The following is a 14,753-nucleotide window of genomic DNA, read 5'->3' as shown; positions in this document are numbered from 1 at the left end:
TATGGAGAGCTTATTTAGAACAAAATTACCAAAAGGATTTTTAGCAGGCGGTGTAAATTGTGGTGTTAGGCTCTATCGTCCAGATCTAGGAGTTATAATCTCAGAAGACAACTGCAAAGCTGTGGGAGTTTTTACAAGAAATAAATACAAAGCTGCTCCAATTAAATATTGTATGAATTTATTACCTGCAGACAATATCAAAGCGATCATTACAAATAGTGGTCAAGCTAATGCTGCTACTGGAGAAATAGGCGAAAAACACAATCAACAAGTAGTTGATAGTTTGGCAACAGAACTAAGCTGCTCATCAGAGCAAGTCTTAATCGCTTCAACAGGTGTTATTGGTCAGCAAATGTCTATTGATAAAATAACGTCTGCGATACCAAAACTAGTAAATAGCGTATCGAATATTGCTGATAAATTTGCGATCTCAATACTAACTACAGACCTACTACCTAAATCAGTCTATAAGAAAATACAGCTATCCACAGGAGAAATCACTATTACTGGGATTTGTAAAGGTTCTGGAATGATCAATCCAAATATGGCTACAATGCTTGGATATTTTCTAACAGATGCTGATATAGATATTCAGCTAGCTCAAGAAATCCTTAAAGAATCTAGTGATAACAGTTTCAATATGATTTCAGTAGATGGTGATATGTCTACAAATGATTGTGTATTTATGCTAGCAAATGGTGCAAGTGATGTAAAAGTTTCTTCTGATGAAGACGTAAATATATTTAAAGAAGCATTACATGAAATAGCTGTAATTTTAGCTAAAAGCATTGCTCGTGATGGCGAAGGTGCAACCAAACTTATCGAAGCAAAAGTTACTGGTCTAAACAATGTAGCACTTTCTAAGGAGCTGGCAAAAAAAATAATCTCTAGCTCTTTAGTCAAAACAGCGATATATGGCGAATCTCCCAACTGGGGAAGAGTTTTAGCAAAAATTGGTGAAGTTGATATAGATGAGCAAACTCTAGAAAGTTGCCAAATATTTATGCAAGGACAAAAAATCTTCACTAATGGCCTACCTGTTTCAGATGATTTAACAAATCTTAAAAATGCCATGAAAGAAGATACTGTAATTATTGATGTCACATTTTCTCAAGGAAACGAGCAAGCAATAGCATGGGGCTGTGACCTAACTCAGCAATATGTAAATATAAATGCGGAGTATTTATCATGAAAGAATTAGCAAATAAAAGAATCCTAATAAAACTAGGTGGTTCAGTACTTGAAGATGAAAAAGTTATGAAAAACCTATGTATTGATATAAAAAACTTAAAAGAAGCTGGGGCAGAAATAATCATTGTCCACGGTGGCGGAAAATTTATAACCAAATGTCTCGAAAAACATAATCTTCAGACAAAATTTTTAGATGGTTTAAGAGTTACTCCAAAAGAACATATGGAGATAGTTCAAATGGCTCTGTATAGAGTTAATAAAAAACTTTCACAAATGTTTAGTAGTATTAACTTAGATGGTATTAGCATCTCTGGTGAAGATAGCAATTTACTAACTTGTAGCCTAATTGACAAAGAAAAATATGGCTATGTTGGTCTAGTCAAAGATGTTGATCCTACAGCTATCTTTAAAACGCTACCGCAAGGCCTAATACCTATAGTTGCAACCATTTGTCTTACTGATAAATTTGAGTCAGTAAATGTTAATGCTGATAATGTTGCATCTGAGCTAGCTATTATTTGTGATGTCGATGAACTTATCTATATAACAGATCAAAATGGTGTACTTGATAATAATGGCAATCTAATCAAAAGCCTATCAGTAAAAGATATTTCAAAACTAATTGAAAATAAAACAGCTATTGGTGGAATGAGTATCAAGCTTGACTCAATAAAAAACTTTTTAAATTGTTCAAAAAAAACCATCAGCATACTAAATGGCAATGAAGAGAAAATTTTAACAAAAAAAATATTATTTAATGCAAAAGAACTAGGAACAACTTGTGTATTTGGAGGAGGAATATGAAAAACTTATCTTTTAATCATCTACTCTCTGGGGCAGAAATAACAACCGAAGATTTTGAAAACATCATGCAAATAGTCCAAGATATGAAATCTAATCCTCAAAAATATAATAATGCCTTAAAAGATAAAATAATTGCTCTGATTTTTGACAAGCCATCTCTTAGAACTCGTTTTAGTTTTTCTGCAGCTATTATCGAGATGGGTGGTAATCTAATTGAGAGTGTCTCAGCTTCGAGAAAAAATGAACAGCCCAAAGATTTTATTAGAGTGATACAAAACTATTGCTCTGCTGTTGTGATTAGAACTTTTGCTGATAGTGATGTTGAAGAAATGGTTTCTTACTCTAAAGTTCCAATTATAAATGCTCTGACAGACCTATATCATCCTTGCCAGACATTAGCCGATATTTTAACGCTAAAGGAAGTTTTTGGTAGTTTAGATTCTCTAAAAATCGCTTATATAGGTGATTCTAATAATATTTTATATAGCTTGTTATTATTAGCTAACACTACTGGTTTAGAGGTACACTACTCATGTCCAGAAAGTCATAAACCAAACAAAAAGATTTTAGATCAACTGCAAGATCTAAGTATTGTTAAAAGTTTTGACAATCCTAAAGAAGCTGTCAAAGGATGTGACGCGGTATATACTGATGTTTGGTGTAGTATGGGCTTTGAACCTACGGAAGATGATGCTTTCGCAGGATTTCAGGTAAATAAAGAACTAATGTCATATGCAAATGATAATGCCATCTTTATGCACTGTATGCCTATGGAAAGAGGTAAAGAAGTCAGCAAAGATCTCCCTGATGATAAATGCTCAGTTATTTTCCAACAAAGCTTAAATAGAAAATTTGTGCAAAAAGCTCTTTTGTATATGCTATTAGGAAACCCTGTAACATAATAGAATATCTAAATTAAAAATCAATTTCTCGTGTTAGATAAAAGGCAATATCTTTTTCATAATATGCCGACTCATTCACAAAAATAGGATACCATTCTCCAGGCTCACTCAACAATTGAACACTGCCATCCATTAATTCAAAAACTGGATCTTGCTCATTAATTAGCTTAAAATCATAACCATTAATATTATCATGAATTACTGCGTTAATATTTCCCTCATTATCTCTAGGAAAAGCAATAGCTTTAACTGGTTCATATGCCTTACAATTTTTGGTTTCTGGTAAATCATCACAGTTTGCCATCTCAACAAACTTAATAATTTCATTTAATATTTCGGTAGTTATTTCAATAGCTTTTGTATCATAAACACTTGTATGCACAGCTCCAATTTCAATAGTTAGTGACATCGGTGCAATATTATTAATTGCCACATCAGTAATACTTTGATGCTTAATAACTCTAAGACCATCAATTTGCTCAACTAAGTATGCACATAATTTATTAACTAGAGGGCTTCTACCATCAGTAATTATTGTTTTACCAAGGCTTGAAGTTGTAGTATGAAAATCAACTAGAAGATCAACAGGAGAATCTGATTTAAATCCATAAGTTTGGTTAATTTCTCGAGCTCTTTGATCTTCGTAGGTATTTAATGAAAGGTTGTTTAGATCCTCAGTTGAAAAAGATCGATTTAAATCTTGATCTTTATATCTTTTACTTAATTTAAAAGCTTCAGGATTTGATAATAAAGGTATAATTTCAAATGTTTTTGCTTTTAATGGATATTTTTTCAGACGATTAATTATATAAATACCGGTATATTCATTCCCATGGACACCGCCACTAACTAATAGCTTATTTATTTTCATGAAAATACTCATAAATTTGAATATATAGATACTGATAAGTTTACATTATAGTTTAATAAAATTCTGCTATTCTATAACTTATCGGGAGTCAATCATCTAAAGTTCTCAACAGGTACAAAAAGCACTATATAGTTAATCCGAATGAGTTATGCCAAATAAAACCTGTCATTCCCGCGGAGGCGGGAATCTCTCAAGTATTTAAGAGATCCCCGTGTCAAGCACGAGGATGACTAATATTTTTGATGGTGTACCCTGATTAGATAAAGAATCTTTCAAAAGTTATTCTGATTAGCTATAAATATTAAACACTTTTGTCATTCCATGGCTTGACCATGGAATCCATTTTAAAAAAACACTTTGTTTCGGTCATACTGAACTTGATTCAGTATCTCATTATGATTAGGAGATTCCGTATCAAGTACGGAATGACAGCTTATGGTTAATACTCCTTCTAACCTCCTCTATACATTCGACTTCGCTCAGCAACCAACTGAAGGGGTAGTTTTACCCAACGCTCATCGGGCTATTTATTCTTTCAGTCTAAGTAATTTTCTAATTTGTAAAGCCATAAGAAAGACTAACAAATAAGAAACTATCATTAGAAAATATATAAATATTTGCGATACTCCATTAAGTATTACAGTTTCTGGTTTATGAATAGTTGCTAATAGTGGTACTGTTACTAAAAAAGCCTGCTTAATAGAAAATAATACGGAATAACTAGAATATGCTATTACTCCTGTTGATTTAGCAGACATTACTAATTTTATACTTGATGATAAGAATATCAGATATGTAAATAGCCAACAGTATAAAATCCCTATAAAAGGCTTCAGCAAACTAGTCCCACAACCATTTATAAAATCATAAATATTAATCAGTCCTGATAAACCTGTCCACTTTTTACAGAAGCAAGGCTTATTCTCTTTATCACTATTATCTTCTTTAGATTCCTCTTTTAGAGATTCTTTAGCTTTTGCCAATAAATAATGCCTATGTAACTGTTGTGCTTCCATATAAGCATTATTGCGATTAAAAAACTCTGCGAGTCGACTAAACTCAAGTGAACCACCTTGTTTTACTTTTAACAAGTTATTAAAAGTTGGTTTGTCTATATTAACTGAGTGCTTGACTGATGATTTATCATCAAAATATGGTATTTCTTCTATCTTCTTTAAGTTACTTAAACGGAAGTTATCAAAGACTGTTTTTCGAGCATCAATTTTCTTGCAAATCCTATTAATATCTAAAGATATATTTTTAGAATTATTAATTAGTAAATTATCTATACCATTACTACTTATGACTTTGACTGATTTATAGATCCCAGCATTAAATATGCTTAGCTTTGATAACTTACCTATATTTTCTATACAAAATGTACATAATGATTGATCTAATTCTAGTAGTCTTTTCCTATTGTAACTTTTTAAGAAAACTATTTGTACAAAAGTCTTATTTTTTGAATTAAAACATAATTTGACATTTTTTTCTATTTGTTTTGATGGGAAATAAGTGGTTAACTCCCTAAACTCAGGCTCATATATAATAACATCAATATAGTCACAACCACAATTAGAAATACAAAAATCACCTTCAATATACCAGAAACATTTATAAAAAAATAAACGCATACCAAAATTAGAGTTTTTCATTTTTTCGGTCGCTAAAGATGAAATTTTACAGTTAATAAAAATAATTATACAACCATTATCTAAATTTAAATCGAGTACACAATCAAGAGAGATGTCTTTAAAAATGATTATTGACATATTAATTTCTTCACCACTCAAAAGATCAGTAAAAATGGTTAATTTATTATTTCTTTGCAAAAAAACATTATTAATCAAATAAATATTTGCTTGAGATGAGAAGCGAAGATTATAAGTTACTATAGACTCATAATCATTATCAGATAAGTTCAAACTTGTTTTAAATTCATTCTCATCTATCTCTAAATAACTATCTATAGCATAAGGATTATAGCTAAAGAATTGGTTTTTATTATCTTCCATAATATATAAATACAAATACCTCATACTTATAAGCATAAGGCATAAGTTAAAATAATAAAAATTAAGTTATATATTTAAAAAGAAAAAATATTTAGAAAAAAACTATCTGATATATTTATTTACAAGCTTAACAAAAGACATAGGATCTTCGATCTTAGCACCTTCAACAAACATTGCTTGCATAAGAAGTAGCTCAGAAATATCACCAAATACTTCTGTATCAGCTTCATCTTTTAGCTTTTGTACTAAATGATGCTCAGCATTAAGCTCTAAGATAGGCTTCATACCCATTCCTGGCATAAATGACTGTCCCGCTTCTTCCATCATCTTTTGCATGTGTAAGCTCATACCATAGTCGTTTACAACCACACAGCTTGGAGAATCAGTTAGACGCTTAGATAAACGTACATCTTCAACTTTATCTTTTAGAGATTCTTTTACTTCTTCTAAGATTTTTTTGAAATCTTTAGATTCTTTTTCAAATTTCTCTTTGTTTTCTTCTGACTCAAACTTATCAAGATCGATATCACCTTTGATAATAGATTTCATATGCTTACCATCAAACTCAGTCAATGTAGACATCATCCACTCATCGATACGATCTGACATAAGAATTACTTCGATACCTTTTTTCTTGAATGCTTCAAGTTGTGGGTTATTCGCAGCAGCCTTATGACTATCAGATGTAATATAGTAGATAGTATCTTGACCTTCTTTCATACGCGAAATATAGTCAGCTAAAGAAACTGTTTGCTTAGAGTCACCACTTTCAGTAGTCGCAAATCTCATTAGACCAGCAAGCTTTTCTTTGTTTGAGTGATCATCAGATACACCTTCTTTAAGTACTTGACCAAAGTTATCCCAGAATTTTTGATATTTTTCTGCATCTTTATTAGCAAGTTTCTTAAGTTCACTAAGAACTTTCGAAGTTGTAGCTTTTCTGATTTTATCAATAACTTTGTTATGCTGTAATATTTCACGTGATACGTTTAGTGGTAAATCAGCAGAATCAATTACACCCTTAACAAATCTTAAATATGGAGGTAATAATTCCTTGTTCTCCATAATAAATACTCTACGTACATATAAAGATAAACCATAATCTTTATCTCTATTCCAGAAGTCAAAAGGCTTATTCTCTGGGATATATAGTAAGCTGTTATACTCAAGGTTACCTTCAACCTTATTATGTATCCACATTGAAGCATCTGCAAAATCATGAGATATATACTTATAAAACTCCTGATACTCTTCATCAGTTATTTCATCTTTTGATCTTAACCAAATAGCTTTAGTATTGTTTACAGTTTCATACTCATCTTTGATTGTTTGCTCACCCTTATCATCAGTTTCAACTTTTTTCATCTGAATAGGAGTGTTGATACAATCTGAGTACTTATTAACTAGTCCTTTTAAGATGTGATGCTCTAATAAATCTAAATGATCTTCTTTAATATGAAGAGTTATTTCTGTACCACGCTTTTCTTTTGTAATAGTGTCTATTGTAAAGCCATTTTGTGCATCAGAAACCCATTTAGTTGCCTGATCTTTATCTTGACCTGCTTTTCTAGTTCTAACTGTAACTTTATCAGCAACGATAAATGAAGAGTAGAAACCAACACCAAACTGACCGATAAGCTCATTATCTTTACTCTTATCACCAGTTAGGCTTTCTAAGAATTTCTTCGTACCAGATTTTGCAATAGTACCAAGGTTCTCGATAACCTCTTCCTCTGTCATACCAATACCATTATCACTAACTGTAATAGTCTTAGCATCTTTATCAAAATCTACTCTTATTGCATAATCAGTGTCGCCTTCATTTAACTCTGCATTTGAGATGCTTTCATATCTTAATTTCTCAATCGCATCAGAACTGTTTGATACAAGTTCTCTTAGAAAGATTTCACGATTTGAATATAGCGAATGAATTACAAGGTGAAGTAATTTGTCTACTTCAGTTTCAAAAGTATATTTTTTTTCTGACATTTTATATAACCCTCTCTTGTTATACTCATTTTTAAATAATTTATGACACTGATATATATGAGAGTTATTATTATTTTTTCAAGAATTTTTTTATAACGATTACATTTTAAAGAGCTAATTTTACAAAGAATCCTTATCAGTTCTAGATATTTTTTTAGCCGCTTCCTCTCGTTCTTGGCGTATTTCATCAATAAAAGCGCCTCCTATTAGACCACTAGGAATAGCAAAAACCCCTATACCAAGCATTGAAAGAATAGCTGCAATAAGTCTGCCAACTAGAGTTACTGGATACATATCGCCATATCCAACTGTTGTTAGAGTAGTAACTCCCCACCATAATGTATTTGATATAGTTGAAAACACTTCTGGTTGTGCATCATGCTCTGCGTAAAACATCATTACACACGATATTATTAATATCACAAAAATTAAGCAGTATGATACTAACAGCTCGAGATAGATTTTTTTAAAGACATTTATTAATCTATTCATAATTGCTGTATTTTGAAATATTTTAAATACACGTAATAATCTAAGCACAATTAATTCGTGAGAGTTTACACCAAAAAGAGCAAGTATTAAGGGTAAAAAGATAGCCACAAAATCGATAACATTATAAAACTTAAAAACAAACACTAGTTTTCTAGGAGATATAACTAATCGAACAATATACTCAATAGCAAAGATTGCTGAAAAAATAATATTAATATAGTTAAGATAATCTATATCTCCATAATCTACTTGTGCTATTAATGTTATAGAATTGATAACAACCAGTATGATAATTACACACTGATAAAGTTTCTGAACCATATAAATTAAACAGTAAAAAATTTATAAAGTAATTTTAGCAAATATATTTGAATTTATGAGAATAAAAATTTAGATATTTTTGGATAAGAATTTTTGAGATAAAAAGAAATATTATTCTTCGTCAGCAGCTTCTTCTACTTCAGGTCTGTCTACTAATTCGATGAAAGCCATAGGAGCCTTATCACCGAATCTATAACCACACTTAAGAATTCTAGTGTAACCACCAGCTCTTTCTGCATAACGAGCACCAAACTCTTCGAAAAGTTTAGTTACAGCTGCTTTGTTTCTTAAGAAATCAAAAGCTTGTCTTCTTAATGCAACTGATTGTGCTTTGAACTCATTAGAATTTACATCTAACTCGTTTCTTAACTTATATTCTCTTTTAGCTAAAGTAACTAAAGGCTCAACGATAGTTCTTAACTCTTTAGCTTTTGGCAAAGTAGTTTTGATAAGCTCATGATTAATCAAAGAAGCTGACATGTTTTTAAACATAGCTTTTCTATGACTACTAGTTCTACCAAATTTTCTACCTTTCTTATGATGTCTCATAGTAATTACTCCTTTATAGTTAATATTATATGATTACTATATTAATTTATTTTCCTTCAACTAACTCTCTAAAGTTATCAATCTGAACACCTAGAGATAAGTTGTTATCTATCAATATTTGCTTAATCTCATTTAGAGATTTTTTACCTAAATTAGGTATCTTCATAAGTTTAGACTCACTATATTGAACAAGATCACCAAGATACTTGATGTTCTCGGCTCTTAAACAATTAGATGATCTTACAGTAAGCTCTAAGTCATCAATTGGTTTAAGAAGTATTGGATCAATATTAGAATCTAATAAAGCATCTCCAGTTTTACCATTACTAGGTACTTTAAGAGATACAAAAACTGACATTTGCTCACAAAAATATTCTAAAGCTTTTGTAACAGCTGCTAGTGGTTCTACAGTACCATTTGTTTTCAAAAATACTTCTAGAACATCACTGTCGCCATTATCAATTACTTCAAATGCAACTCTTTTGATTGGGTTATAGTCTGCATCAACAGCTATATCGCCAACTCTGTCTAGTTCAATTGGTACAGCTGAAAGTATTCCAACATTTCTGCCATAATCAACTGTTGCAACTAAACTGAACTCTCTTTGATTTGTCAAAGTAGCTATAGGTTGATCTTTGTTTATAATCTCTACGCCTTGAGTTGTCTTAAAGTCACCAGCTGTAACAATACCTGCTTTATCAACAGATAACTCTAACTCAACATTATCAATGCCTTTGTCAAGTTTGATTGCTACTTTCTTTAAGTTAGAAACGATTTCGACAACATCTTCTTTGACATCTTCTAAAGCAGAATACTCATGCAATACATCTTTAATATTAACTTTAATAATAGATGCACCAGGAAGAGAAGATAATAAAACCCTTCTAATAGAGTTGCCAAGGATATGAGCCATACCTTTTTCTACAGGAGAAAGCTGTACTTTATATCCTAAAGCACCCAAATCTTCTTTAAGCTGTATATTAGGTAAAAATTCTTGGTTTGAATTATTATTACTCACTAAAAAATCTCCTTGAAATAAAGGCTATAAAGAGCCACTAAAGATAATAAAATATTATTTATTATTACTTAGAGTAAAGCTCGATGATTAATTGTTCATTTATGTCTGATGATAACTCAGATCTGTCTGGAGAAGCCTTCATAGTACCTTCTAATGAATCAGTATTTACATCGATCCAAGAAAGTTCTTTTCTACCTTTAGCAAGCTCAACAGCATTTTGAATTCTTAATTGTTTTTTAGCTTTCTCTCTTACTGCAACTATATCACCAGCTTTAACTTGAGCAGATGGTACGTTACAAGTATGTCCATTAAGAACTATACCTTTATGAACAACAAGCTGTCTAGCTTCTGCACGAGTAGCAGCAAAGCCCATTCTATAAACAACATTGTCTAATCTTGATTCTAATAGTTCTAATAAAGTAGCACCTGTGTTACCTTTTCTTCTATTAGCTTCAAGATAGTATTTTTTGAACTGACCTTCTAAAACACCGTACATACGACGAACTTTTTGCTTTTCTCTTAACTGTAAACCATAGTCAGAAAGACGCGCTCTTCTTGCTCCATGTTGACCTGGTGCAGTATTCATTTTGCATTTTTCGTCGTTAGCTTTTACGCCACTTTTTAAAAATAAGTCAGTACCTTCTCTTCTAGAAAGTTTACACTTTGGTCCTAGATATCTAGCCATTATTTATTTCCCTTTAAAATATTAAACACGACGTTTCTTAGGAGGACGACAACCATTATGAGGTAATGGAGTCACATCTGTTATACTTGATACTTTTAGGTTCTTAGCATTTAAAGCTCTAACAGCTGAATCTCTACCTGAACCTGGTCCTTTTACTAAAACATCTACATTTTTAACACCATATTCTAGAGCCATATCAGCTGCTCTTTCTGCTGCAACCTGAGCAGCGAAAGGTGTACTTTTTCTTGAACCTCTAAAGCCACTACCACCAGAAGTAGCCCAAGATAAAGCATTACCTTGTCTATCTGTGATAGTCACTATAGTGTTATTAAAAGATGAGTAAATATGAGCAACTGCATCAGTAACTACTCTTTTTACTTTTTTCTTTGATGATCTAACAGACTTAGCCATATAATCTACCCTTTAATCTTTATAGTTATAATTGTATTACGCCTTGATTGGCTTTCTTGGACCCTTACGAGTACGAGCATTAGTCTTCGTTCTTTGCCCTCTTACAGGAAGGCTACGACGATGTCTTCTACCTCTGAAGCAACCTAAGTCCATAAGTCTTTTTATGTCCATAGAAACTTCACGACGCAGGTCACCTTCTACAGTATATTTAGCAACCTCTGTTCTTAAGGCTTCAACTTGCTCATCTGTTAACTCTTTGATCTTAACAGTTGGATCTAGTTTACAAGATTCACATATTTGTTGTGCTCTTGTCTTGCCTATTCCATAAATTGAAGTTAATCCTATTACAGTATGTTTATGAACAGGAATATTAACACCAGCTATACGAGCCATCTAATTCACTCCTAAATAATTATTCTTAATTTATTTGCTACCACAGCAATTAGTAACTTGCTAGGATAACTTTTTAAAAACAAATAATCAAGCTTTATTTAATTTGCTTGACTGATTAACCTTGTCTTTGCTTATGTCTAGGGTCTGTACATATCACACGAACAACTCTGTTACGCTTGATAACTTTACAGTTTCTACACATTTTTTTAACTGAAGCTCTAACTTTCATTATATTTCTCCAAAAAATATTTCTCTATTTTCTCTTACCGCTAAGATTTGCTTTTTTCAGTAAAGAATCATATTGTGTTGACATCATATGTGATCTAACCTGAGCCATAAAGTCCATCATCACAACTACAACAATTAGTAAAGATGTTCCACCGAATGTAAATGATAAACCTTGTGCAAAGAATTTCACTACAAATATCGGTAATAAACATATAGCTGTAATATATAATGAACCAACTAAAGTCAATCTTGTCATAACCGCATCTATATACTTAGCTGTCTGCTCACCAGGTCTTACACCTGAGATATAAGCACCAGATTTCTTTAAGTTATCCGCTGTTTCTTTCGGATTAAATACTAGTGAAGTATAAAAGAAACAGAAAAATATAATAGTCGCAGCAAATACTACTGTATAAACTATACTACCTGGTTGTAGCATCTCAGCAACATCTGCTAACCAGCCTAGTGAATTATAGTTAGATAACCAACCAATTAAAACACCTGGAACCATAAGTATAGATGAAGCAAAGATTGCTGGGATTACACCAGCCATATTTAACTTCAAAGGCAAATGACTAGTCTGAGCAGCAAACATTTTTCTGCCCTGCTGTCTTTTTGCATAATTAACAGTAATTTTTCTTTGAGCACTTTCCATAAATACCACAAATGCTATCACTAACAATAGAAGTATTAAAAGAACCCAAACAGATAAATATGATATTACATGTTGACTTGCCTGAGATAGAGTATTTGATATTTCAAATGGAAGATTCGCAATAATACCCGAAAAAATTAGTAGTGAAATACCATTTCCCACACCTCTTTCCGTGATTTGCTCACCTAACCACATCAAAAACATACTACCTGTTGTAACTGAAACAATAGTTGTTAAATAAAATAACGGCATATTGTTTGTTGTCACTAAACCATCTTGATGCAGAACAAATGCAACAATACCAAATGATTGCACTACAGCTAAAGCAAGAGTAAAATATCTTGTATACTGAGTGATTTTTTTCTGACCAGATTCGCCTTCTTTCTTCAACTCTATAAATTTCGGATATACAGCTGATAACATTTGAAAGACAATTGATGCAGAAATATAAGGCATCACACCCAAAGCAAAGATACTCATTTGAGTAAGAGCGCCACCAGAGAACATATTAAACATACTCATCAAACCACTTGTTGATGAGTGTTGATTTGAAATAATTTGAACTAATTTTGCAGGATCAATATTTGGTATAGGAATATATACACCTAATCTAAATACTAATATAGCAATAACTACAAAAATTAGTCTTGATTTTAATTCACCTGTTGTACCAGAAGCACTATTAAACTTTGACATATCTTTAATCTTACTCTACTTTACCACCAGCTTTTTCGATAGCTTCTTTAGCACCTTTAGTGCAAGCTATACCTTTAAGGTTAATAGCTTTTTGGATTTCTCCAGTAGCTACTACTTTTGCTGTTTTAATATCTTTTCTAATAAGACCAAGATCTTTTAAAGTATCTAGAGTTACTTCATCAGCAGCAACATGATTTAACTCATGAAGTCTGATTTCAGCAACGAATCTTTTAGACGCAGAAGTGAAACCAAATTTTGGTAGTCTTCTTTGTAAAGGCATTTGACCACCTTCGAAACCTACCTTATGGTAACCACCTGAACGTGCTTTTTGACCTTTGTGACCCTTACCAGAAGTTTTACCTAAACCACTTCCTATACCACGACCAAGCCTTTTTGGAGCGCTTTTTGAGCCAGCAGCAGGAGCAATTGTATTTAATTTCATTTGATACTACCCCTCTATCTTAACCATATAATAAATTTTATTAGCCATACCACGATTTTCTGGAGTATCTAATACTTCAACTGTGTGGTTGATTTTTCTTAAACCTAAACCTCTAGCAGATGCTATGTGTTTTTGCTTACGACCTATCAGGCTTTTTACTAAAGTAACTTTAAATGTTTTAGCTTCGCTCATTTTAATTACCCCTGAATCTCTTCAACAGATAGACCTCTTTTATCAGCGATCTGTTCTGGTGATTTAATTTTCGCCAAGCCTGAGATTGTTGCTCTAACAACATTTACAGGATTAGTTGAACCATATGTTTTTGCTAAAACGTTATGAACACCAACAGCTTCAAATACAGAACGCATAGCACCACCAGCAATAATACCAGTACCAGCAGACGCAGGCTGCATAAACACTTTTGAAGCACCATGGTTAGCCATAGTAGCATACCATAACGTATCGTTATTTAGATTCACTGATACCATGTTTTTCTTAGCGTTTTCCATAGCTTTTTGGATAGCAACAGGCACTTCTCTTGATTTACCTCTACCTACGCCAATTCTACCTTTACCGTCACCTACAACAGTTAGTGCGGCAAAGCTCATGATTCTACCACCTTTAACTGTCTTAGAGTGTCTTTTAACACTAACTAACTTTTCAATCAGCTCTTCGTTCTTTTTTACTTCATTAGACATAATGAATAATCATCCATATTTTATTTATTAAAACTGTAGACCATGCTCTCTAGCAGCTTCTGCTAAAGCTTTAACACGTCCATGATATCTATATCCAGATCTATCAAAAGCAACTTGCTCGATACCTTTGTCTTTACATCTATTAGCAATAACTTCGCCAACGATTGCAGCAGACTCAACATTACCAGTATATTTACATTTTGCTTTAACATCTTTCTCTACAGTAGACGCAGAAGCTAATACAGTAGAACCATCACCAGAAATTACTTGAGCATATACATGCTTAGGTGTTCTATAAACACAAAGTCTAGTATGCCCTAATTCTCTTAGCTTAATTCTAGTACGCTTACTACGATTTAAACGAGCAGTTTTTTTATCCATAATAATACTATC

18 protein-coding genes are annotated in these 14,753 nt (G+C 32.1%); 3 read left to right on the top strand and 15 right to left on the bottom strand.

Translation table 11 applies throughout. From position 1 onward, the window contains the following. Position 1 precedes the first annotated feature (1 nt). Genes argJ through argF form a run of 3 tightly spaced genes read left to right on the top strand, consistent with a single transcriptional unit; the run spans position 2 to position 2,897 of the window. Positions 2-1,192 (top strand): bifunctional glutamate N-acetyltransferase/amino-acid acetyltransferase ArgJ, encoded by a 1,191-nt coding sequence (gene argJ, locus F7310_RS01420; protein ID WP_072711294.1) that lies wholly within the window; start codon positions 2-4, stop codon positions 1,190-1,192. Next, complete coding sequence (argB, locus tag F7310_RS01415) at positions 1,189-1,995, top strand: acetylglutamate kinase (RefSeq protein WP_072711293.1); 807 nt, start codon at positions 1,189-1,191, stop codon at positions 1,993-1,995. The genes argJ and argB overlap by 4 nt, the downstream gene beginning before the upstream one ends. Continuing rightward, positions 1,992-2,897: an ornithine carbamoyltransferase gene (gene argF, locus F7310_RS01410; protein ID WP_072711292.1), complete on the top strand. Its 906-nt coding sequence runs from the start codon at positions 1,992-1,994 to the stop codon at positions 2,895-2,897. The genes argB and argF overlap by 4 nt, the downstream gene beginning before the upstream one ends. 13 nt (positions 2,898-2,910) lie before the next feature. Here the strand turns inward: argF and F7310_RS01405 are convergent, their stop codons facing one another. The 15 genes from F7310_RS01405 to rplR all read right to left on the bottom strand — a co-directional run bounded on the left by F7310_RS01405 (position 2,911) and on the right by rplR (position 14,741). Beyond that, positions 2,911-3,768, bottom strand: coding sequence for an aspartoacylase (locus F7310_RS01405; protein ID WP_072711291.1), 858 nt, complete (start codon positions 3,766-3,768; stop codon positions 2,911-2,913). A gap of 527 nt (positions 3,769-4,295) precedes the next feature. Continuing rightward, on the bottom strand, positions 4,296-5,783 hold the full coding sequence (locus tag F7310_RS01400) for a hypothetical protein (RefSeq protein ID WP_072711290.1): 1,488 nt from the start codon (positions 5,781-5,783) through the stop codon (positions 4,296-4,298). A 102-nt stretch (positions 5,784-5,885) separates the two neighbouring features. Further along, positions 5,886-7,772 (bottom strand): molecular chaperone HtpG, encoded by a 1,887-nt coding sequence (gene htpG / locus F7310_RS01395; RefSeq protein WP_072711289.1) that lies wholly within the window; start codon positions 7,770-7,772, stop codon positions 5,886-5,888. A 120-nt stretch (positions 7,773-7,892) separates the two neighbouring features. Beyond that, a complete protein-coding gene (locus tag F7310_RS01390) occupies positions 7,893-8,585 on the bottom strand; it encodes an ion transporter (RefSeq protein ID WP_072711288.1) in 693 nt (230 codons plus the stop codon). 111 nt (positions 8,586-8,696) lie between these two features. After that, positions 8,697-9,134, bottom strand: coding sequence for a 50S ribosomal protein L17 (gene rplQ, locus F7310_RS01385; protein WP_072711287.1), 438 nt, complete (start codon positions 9,132-9,134; stop codon positions 8,697-8,699). 46 nt (positions 9,135-9,180) lie between these two features. Continuing rightward, positions 9,181-10,152 (bottom strand): DNA-directed RNA polymerase subunit alpha, encoded by a 972-nt coding sequence (locus tag F7310_RS01380; protein WP_072711286.1) that lies wholly within the window; start codon positions 10,150-10,152, stop codon positions 9,181-9,183. Positions 10,153-10,216: 64 nt separating this feature from the next. Further along, a complete protein-coding gene (gene rpsD / locus F7310_RS01375) occupies positions 10,217-10,837 on the bottom strand; it encodes a 30S ribosomal protein S4 (RefSeq protein ID WP_072711285.1) in 621 nt (206 codons plus the stop codon). Between the two features lie 21 nt (positions 10,838-10,858). Continuing rightward, entirely contained in the window at positions 10,859-11,248 is a 390-nt protein-coding gene (gene rpsK, locus F7310_RS01370) for a 30S ribosomal protein S11 (RefSeq protein WP_072711284.1), read from the bottom strand. Positions 11,249-11,284: 36 nt separating this feature from the next. Continuing rightward, positions 11,285-11,641, bottom strand: a complete 357-nt coding sequence (gene rpsM / locus F7310_RS01365; RefSeq protein WP_072711283.1) for a 30S ribosomal protein S13 — start codon at positions 11,639-11,641, stop codon at positions 11,285-11,287. A gap of 115 nt (positions 11,642-11,756) precedes the next feature. Continuing rightward, complete coding sequence (gene rpmJ, locus F7310_RS01360) at positions 11,757-11,870, bottom strand: 50S ribosomal protein L36 (protein ID WP_003017816.1); 114 nt, start codon at positions 11,868-11,870, stop codon at positions 11,757-11,759. A gap of 24 nt (positions 11,871-11,894) precedes the next feature. Beyond that, complete coding sequence (gene secY / locus F7310_RS01355) at positions 11,895-13,220, bottom strand: preprotein translocase subunit SecY (RefSeq protein WP_072711282.1); 1,326 nt, start codon at positions 13,218-13,220, stop codon at positions 11,895-11,897. Positions 13,221-13,230: 10 nt separating this feature from the next. Then, positions 13,231-13,662, bottom strand: a complete 432-nt coding sequence (gene rplO / locus F7310_RS01350; RefSeq protein ID WP_072711281.1) for a 50S ribosomal protein L15 — start codon at positions 13,660-13,662, stop codon at positions 13,231-13,233. A gap of 6 nt (positions 13,663-13,668) precedes the next feature. Then, positions 13,669-13,854, bottom strand: a complete 186-nt coding sequence (rpmD, locus tag F7310_RS01345) for a 50S ribosomal protein L30 (RefSeq protein ID WP_072711280.1) — start codon at positions 13,852-13,854, stop codon at positions 13,669-13,671. A gap of 5 nt (positions 13,855-13,859) precedes the next feature. After that, positions 13,860-14,360, bottom strand: a complete 501-nt coding sequence (gene rpsE, locus F7310_RS01340) for a 30S ribosomal protein S5 (RefSeq protein WP_072711279.1) — start codon at positions 14,358-14,360, stop codon at positions 13,860-13,862. Positions 14,361-14,387: 27 nt separating this feature from the next. Beyond that, positions 14,388-14,741, bottom strand: a complete 354-nt coding sequence (rplR, locus tag F7310_RS01335; RefSeq protein WP_072711278.1) for a 50S ribosomal protein L18 — start codon at positions 14,739-14,741, stop codon at positions 14,388-14,390. Positions 14,742-14,753: the final 12 nt, after the last annotated feature.

The sequence above is a fragment of the Francisella uliginis genome (genome assembly GCF_001895265.1).
Classification (GTDB): Bacteria; Pseudomonadota; Gammaproteobacteria; order Francisellales; family Francisellaceae; genus Francisella; species Francisella uliginis.
The sequence above is the reverse complement of the archived record's forward strand: the minus strand, read 5'-3'. Positions and strand labels throughout refer to the sequence as shown.

Coding starts and splice junctions, on each gene's coding strand:
- argJ (WP_072711294.1), top strand. CDS start 2: ATGGAGAGCTTATTTAGAACAAAATTACCAAAAGGATTTTTAGCAGGC.
- argB (WP_072711293.1), top strand. CDS start 1,189: ATGAAAGAATTAGCAAATAAAAGAATCCTAATAAAACTAGGTGGTTCA.
- argF (WP_072711292.1), top strand. CDS start 1,992: ATGAAAAACTTATCTTTTAATCATCTACTCTCTGGGGCAGAAATAACA.
- F7310_RS01405 (WP_072711291.1), bottom strand. CDS start 3,768: ATGAAAATAAATAAGCTATTAGTTAGTGGCGGTGTCCATGGGAATGAA.
- F7310_RS01400 (WP_072711290.1), bottom strand. CDS start 5,783: ATGGAAGATAATAAAAACCAATTCTTTAGCTATAATCCTTATGCTATA.
- htpG (WP_072711289.1), bottom strand. CDS start 7,772: ATGTCAGAAAAAAAATATACTTTTGAAACTGAAGTAGACAAATTACTT.
- F7310_RS01390 (WP_072711288.1), bottom strand. CDS start 8,585: ATGGTTCAGAAACTTTATCAGTGTGTAATTATCATACTGGTTGTTATC.
- rplQ (WP_072711287.1), bottom strand. CDS start 9,134: ATGAGACATCATAAGAAAGGTAGAAAATTTGGTAGAACTAGTAGTCAT.
- rpsD (WP_072711285.1), bottom strand. CDS start 10,837: ATGGCTAGATATCTAGGACCAAAGTGTAAACTTTCTAGAAGAGAAGGT.
- rpsK (WP_072711284.1), bottom strand. CDS start 11,248: ATGGCTAAGTCTGTTAGATCATCAAAGAAAAAAGTAAAAAGAGTAGTT.
- rpsM (WP_072711283.1), bottom strand. CDS start 11,641: ATGGCTCGTATAGCTGGTGTTAATATTCCTGTTCATAAACATACTGTA.
- rpmJ (WP_003017816.1), bottom strand. CDS start 11,870: ATGAAAGTTAGAGCTTCAGTTAAAAAAATGTGTAGAAACTGTAAAGTT.
- secY (WP_072711282.1), bottom strand. CDS start 13,220: ATGTCAAAGTTTAATAGTGCTTCTGGTACAACAGGTGAATTAAAATCA.
- rplO (WP_072711281.1), bottom strand. CDS start 13,662: ATGAAATTAAATACAATTGCTCCTGCTGCTGGCTCAAAAAGCGCTCCA.
- rpmD (WP_072711280.1), bottom strand. CDS start 13,854: ATGAGCGAAGCTAAAACATTTAAAGTTACTTTAGTAAAAAGCCTGATA.
- rpsE (WP_072711279.1), bottom strand. CDS start 14,360: ATGTCTAATGAAGTAAAAAAGAACGAAGAGCTGATTGAAAAGTTAGTT.
- rplR (WP_072711278.1), bottom strand. CDS start 14,741: ATGGATAAAAAAACTGCTCGTTTAAATCGTAGTAAGCGTACTAGAATT.